At 55.7% G+C, this 5612-nt stretch carries 3 rRNA genes; all 3 read left to right on the top strand.

The annotated features are described in order from the left end of the window. Positions 1-189: 189 nt before the first annotated feature. The 3 genes from DEJ24_RS16450 to rrf all read left to right on the top strand — a co-directional run bounded on the left by DEJ24_RS16450 (position 190) and on the right by rrf (position 5608). Positions 190-1711 (top strand): 16S ribosomal RNA (locus tag DEJ24_RS16450). Between the two features lie 451 nt (positions 1712-2162). Then, a 23S ribosomal RNA gene (locus tag DEJ24_RS16445) occupies positions 2163-5291 on the top strand. Positions 5292-5491: 200 nt separating this feature from the next. Beyond that, positions 5492-5608, top strand: a 5S ribosomal RNA gene (rrf, locus tag DEJ24_RS16440). The 16S, 23S and 5S rRNA genes sit together here, the layout of an rRNA operon. The last annotated feature ends 4 nt before the right edge of the window (positions 5609-5612 follow it).

Raw genomic sequence — 5612 nt, 5'->3', positions numbered from 1 at the left:
GTGTGGGGAGTGCGTCTGGTCCTTGAGAACTCAACAGCGTGCACATTGTCAATGCCAATTTTATTGACCTCGTGCTCGATCGGTTTCGGCTGGTCGGGTCATGAAGCAATTCCTTTTGGATTGAAGATTGTCAGTAGACAGTCAACAGTCAAGATCAACTCGCTGACACTTCGGTGTTGGTTGTAATTTTTTACGGAGAGTTTGATCCTGGCTCAGGACGAACGCTGGCGGCGTGCTTAACACATGCAAGTCGAACGATGATGCCCAGCTTGCTGGGCGGATTAGTGGCGAACGGGTGAGTAACACGTGAGTAACCTGCCCCTGACTCTGGGATAAGCGTTGGAAACGACGTCTAATACTGGATATGATCACTGGTCGCATGGCCTGGTGGTGGAAAGATTTTTTGGTTGGGGATGGACTCGCGGCCTATCAGCTTGTTGGTGAGGTAATGGCTCACCAAGGCGACGACGGGTAGCCGGCCTGAGAGGGTGACCGGCCACACTGGGACTGAGACACGGCCCAGACTCCTACGGGAGGCAGCAGTGGGGAATATTGCACAATGGGCGAAAGCCTGATGCAGCAACGCCGCGTGAGGGATGACGGCCTTCGGGTTGTAAACCTCTTTTAGTAGGGAAGAAGCGAAAGTGACGGTACCTGCAGAAAAAGCACCGGCTAACTACGTGCCAGCAGCCGCGGTAATACGTAGGGTGCAAGCGTTGTCCGGAATTATTGGGCGTAAAGAGCTCGTAGGCGGTTTGTCGCGTCTGCTGTGAAATCCCGAGGCTCAACCTCGGGCTTGCAGTGGGTACGGGCAGACTAGAGTGCGGTAGGGGAGATTGGAATTCCTGGTGTAGCGGTGGAATGCGCAGATATCAGGAGGAACACCGATGGCGAAGGCAGATCTCTGGGCCGTAACTGACGCTGAGGAGCGAAAGCATGGGGAGCGAACAGGATTAGATACCCTGGTAGTCCATGCCGTAAACGTTGGGCGCTAGATGTAGGGACCTTTCCACGGTTTCTGTGTCGTAGCTAACGCATTAAGCGCCCCGCCTGGGGAGTACGGCCGCAAGGCTAAAACTCAAAGGAATTGACGGGGGCCCGCACAAGCGGCGGAGCATGCGGATTAATTCGATGCAACGCGAAGAACCTTACCAAGGCTTGACATACACCGGAAACGGCCAGAGATGGTCGCCCCCTTGTGGTCGGTGTACAGGTGGTGCATGGTTGTCGTCAGCTCGTGTCGTGAGATGTTGGGTTAAGTCCCGCAACGAGCGCAACCCTCGTTCTATGTTGCCAGCGGGTTATGCCGGGGACTCATAGGAGACTGCCGGGGTCAACTCGGAGGAAGGTGGGGATGACGTCAAATCATCATGCCCCTTATGTCTTGGGCTTCACGCATGCTACAATGGCCGGTACAAAGGGCTGCGATACCGTAAGGTGGAGCGAATCCCAAAAAGCCGGTCTCAGTTCGGATTGAGGTCTGCAACTCGACCTCATGAAGTCGGAGTCGCTAGTAATCGCAGATCAGCAACGCTGCGGTGAATACGTTCCCGGGCCTTGTACACACCGCCCGTCAAGTCATGAAAGTCGGTAACACCCGAAGCCGGTGGCCTAACCCTTGTGGAAGGAGCCGTCGAAGGTGGGATCGGTGATTAGGACTAAGTCGTAACAAGGTAGCCGTACCGGAAGGTGCGGCTGGATCACCTCCTTTCTAAGGAGCATCTGGTCAGTGCTGTTCACCGTTTGGTGGGTGGTGGCTGGTCCAGGCGCCTGATTCGGACCGAACGTGTCCGACGGGTAGCTCATGGGTGGAACATTGACAGTGCAGTTGGGAGTGATGCTTCCGATCTTCAGTACACCGGGTTCGCCTGGTTGGAACGGGTCGGGGGTGGAGCTGCTGGCTGGTGCACGTTGTTGGGTCCTGAGGGACCAGGCTTCCTGCTGACACGAGAGTGTTGGGAGGGGTTGGGCCGTTGGGTCCTTCGTTGGGCCGCATGATGTCAGACCGGTTTGGTTTGGTGGAGTGTGGTGCCGATCGTATGTTGAGAACTACACAGTGGACGCGAGCATCTTTAGATTCGCGTCATCCGAGACCGGTTGGTTGCCCTTGTGGTGGCTGGTGTGGTGTCGGTGTGGCGTTGGATCGCAATTTTAATCTTTGTGGTCAAGTTTCTAAGAGCAAACGGTGGATGCCTTGGCATCTGGAGCCGAAGAAGGACGTAGAAATCTGCGATAAGCCTCGGGGAGCTGATAATCGAGCTGTGAGCCGAGGATTTCCGAATGGGGAAACCCCGCCAGGCGCTTTTGTGACCTGGTGACTCCCGCCTGAATATATAGGGCGGGTAGAGGGAACGTGGGGAAGTGAAACATCTCAGTACCCACAGGAAGAGAAAACAACATGTGATTCCGTGAGTAGTGGCGAGCGAAAACGGATGAGGCTAAACCGATCATGTGTGATAGCCGGCGGGCGTTGCATGGTCGGGGTTGTGGGACACGTCACTCAGTTCTGCCGGACTGGGACGGTTACAGCGCATCATAGTCGAACCGGTTTGAAAGCCGGGCCGTAGTGGGTGCCAGCCCCGTAGACGAAATGGTGTTATGGCCGGATGTGTATCCCAAGTAGCACGGGGCCCGAGAAATCCCGTGTGAATCTGTCAGGACCACCTGATAAGCCTAAATACTCCCAGATGACCGATAGCGGACAAGTACCGTGAGGGAAAGGTGAAAAGTACCCCGGGAGGGGAGTGAAATAGTACCTGAAACCGTTTGCTTACAAACCGTCGGAGCCTCCTTTGTAGGGGTGACGGCGTGCCTTTTGAAGAATGAGCCTGCGAGTTAGCGATATGTGGCGAGGTTAACCCGTGTGGGGTAGCCGTAGCGAAAGCGAGTCTGAATAGGGCGATTCAGTCGCATGTCCTAGACCCGAAGCGAAGTGATCTATCCATGGCCAGGTTGAAGCGACGGTAAGACGTCGTGGAGGACCGAACCCACTTCAGTTGAAAATGGAGGGGATGAGCTGTGGATAGGGGTGAAAGGCCAATCAAACTTCGTGATAGCTGGTTCTCTCCGAAATGCATTTAGGTGCAGCGTTGCGTGTTTCTCGCCGGAGGTAGAGCTACTGGATGGCCGATGGGCCTCAACAGGTTACTGACGTCAGCCAAACTCCGAATGCCGGTGAGTGAGAGCGCAGCAGTGAGACGGTGGGGGATAAGCTTCATCGTCGAGAGGGAAACAACCCAGACTACCAACTAAGGCCCCTAAGCGTGTGCTAAGTGGGAAAGGATGTGGAGTTGCACAGACAACCAGGAGGTTGGCTTAGAAGCAGCCACCCTTGAAAGAGTGCGTAATAGCTCACTGGTCAAGTGATTCCGCGCCGACAATGTAACGGGGCTCAAGCACACCGCCGAAGTTGTAGATTTCGCACACTAGACAAGCCTTCGTGGTTCAGTCGTGCGGAGTGGTAGGAGAGCGTCGTGTGGCGAGTGAAGCGGCGGAGTGATCCAGCCGTGGACGCCACACGAGTGAGAATGCAGGCATGAGTAGCGAAAGACGGGTGAGAAACCCGTCCTCCGAAAGACCAAGGGTTCCAGGGCCAGGTTAATCCGCCCTGGGTAAGTCGGGACCTAAGGCGAGGCCGACAGGCGTAGTCGATGGACAACGGGTTGATATTCCCGTACCGGCGAACAACCGCCCAAGCTAATCCAGTGGTGCTAAGAGTCCTAACCCGGCACTTGTTGATCCCTTCGGGGTGAGACGGGCCGGTCTAACGCTCGACCCCATGCTGGTGCGGTTAGCGTATGAACAGGTGTGACGCAGGAAGGTAGCTGAGCCAGGCGATGGTATCCGTAAGGTGATCCTGGTGTAAGGATGTAGGGCTGACGATAGGCAAATCCGTCGTCTGTATGCCTGAGACCCGACGCGTACCCGTAAGGGGAATTCAGTGATCCTATGCTGCCGAGAAAAGCATCGACGCGAGGTTGCAGCCGCCCGTACCCGAAACCGACTCAGGTGGTCAGGTAGAGAATACCAAGGAGATCGAGATAATCGTGGTTAAGGAACTCGGCAAAATGCCCCCGTAACTTCGGGAGAAGGGGGGCCGGACGCGTGACCGGATTTACTCCGTGAGCGTTGAAGGCCGCAGAGACCAGTGGGAAGCGACTGTTTACTAAAAACACAGGTCCGTGCGAAGTCGCAAGACGATGTATACGGACTGACGCCTGCCCGGTGCTGGAAGGTTAAGAGGAAGGGTCAGCCTCACGGCGAAGCTCTGAATTTAAGCCCCAGTAAACGGCGGTGGTAACTATAACCATCCTAAGGTAGCGAAATTCCTTGTCGGGTAAGTTCCGACCTGCACGAATGGCGTAACGACTTCCCAGCTGTCTCAACCGCGAACTCGGCGAAATTGCACTACGAGTAAAGATGCTCGTTACGCGCAGCAGGACGGAAAGACCCCGTGACCTTTACTACAGTTTGGTATTGGTGTTCGGAGTGGCTTGTGTAGGATAGGTGGGAGACTGTGAAGCGGGCACGCTAGTGTTCGTGGAGTCATTGTTGAAATACCACTCTGGTCACTTTGGATGTCTAACGTAGGACCCTGATCGGGTTCATGGACAGTGCCTGATGGGTAGTTTAACTGGGGCGGTTGCCTCCCAAAGAGTAACGGAGGCGCCCAAAGGTTCCCTCAACCTGGTTGGCAATCAGGTGGCGAGTGTAAGTGCACAAGGGAGCTTGACTGTGAGACTGACAGGTCGAGCAGGGACGAAAGTCGGGACTAGTGATCCGGCAGTGGCTTGTGGAAGCGCTGTCGCTCAACGGATAAAAGGTACCTCGGGGATAACAGGCTGATCTTGCCCAAGAGTCCATATCGACGGCATGGTTTGGCACCTCGATGTCGGCTCGTCGCATCCTGGGGCTGGAGTAGGTCCCAAGGGTTGGGCTGTTCGCCCATTAAAGCGGTACGCGAGCTGGGTTTAGAACGTCGTGAGACAGTTCGGTCCCTATCCGCTGCGCGCGTTGGAAATTTGAGAAGATCTATCCCTAGTACGAGAGGACCGGGATGGACGAACCTCTGGTGTGTCAGTTGTTCTGCCAAGGGCACCGCTGATTAGCTACGTTCGGACCGGATAACCGCTGAAAGCATCTAAGCGGGAAGCCGTCTTCGAGATGAGATTTCCATGCACCTTGAGTGTGAGAGGCTCCCAGCAGACTACTGGGTTGATAGGCCGGATGTGGAAGCGGGGACTAACGACCCGTGGAGCTGACCGGTACTAATAAGCCGAAGACTTGACACACACTTTTTTCCTGACCCCTTCGGGGGTTGGGGCTCGCGTCCACTTTGTGGTTCCCGACAGACGATCGGGAATCAAACTGAATAGTTCAGCTACCCCACCGGTGTGGGGTGTCGACAATCCGTTTTGGGTTGCAGGCACCAACCCGTTGGTGGGGGATGGCTGGAACCTGTTTGATCCGGAGATGATCGGGTCGATGGTGTTCCGGTGGTCATAGCGAGAGGGAAACGCCCGGTCACATTCCGAACCCGGAAGCTAAGCCTCTCAGCGCCGATGGTACTGCAAGGGGGACCTTGTGGGAGAGTAGGACGCCGCCGGACTTCT

The organism is Curtobacterium sp. MCPF17_001 (assembly GCF_003234615.1).
In the GTDB taxonomy this organism is placed as follows: Bacteria; Actinomycetota; Actinomycetes; order Actinomycetales; family Microbacteriaceae; genus Curtobacterium.
Note: the sequence above shows the minus strand (reverse complement) of the source record. Positions and strands in the feature narration are given on the sequence as shown.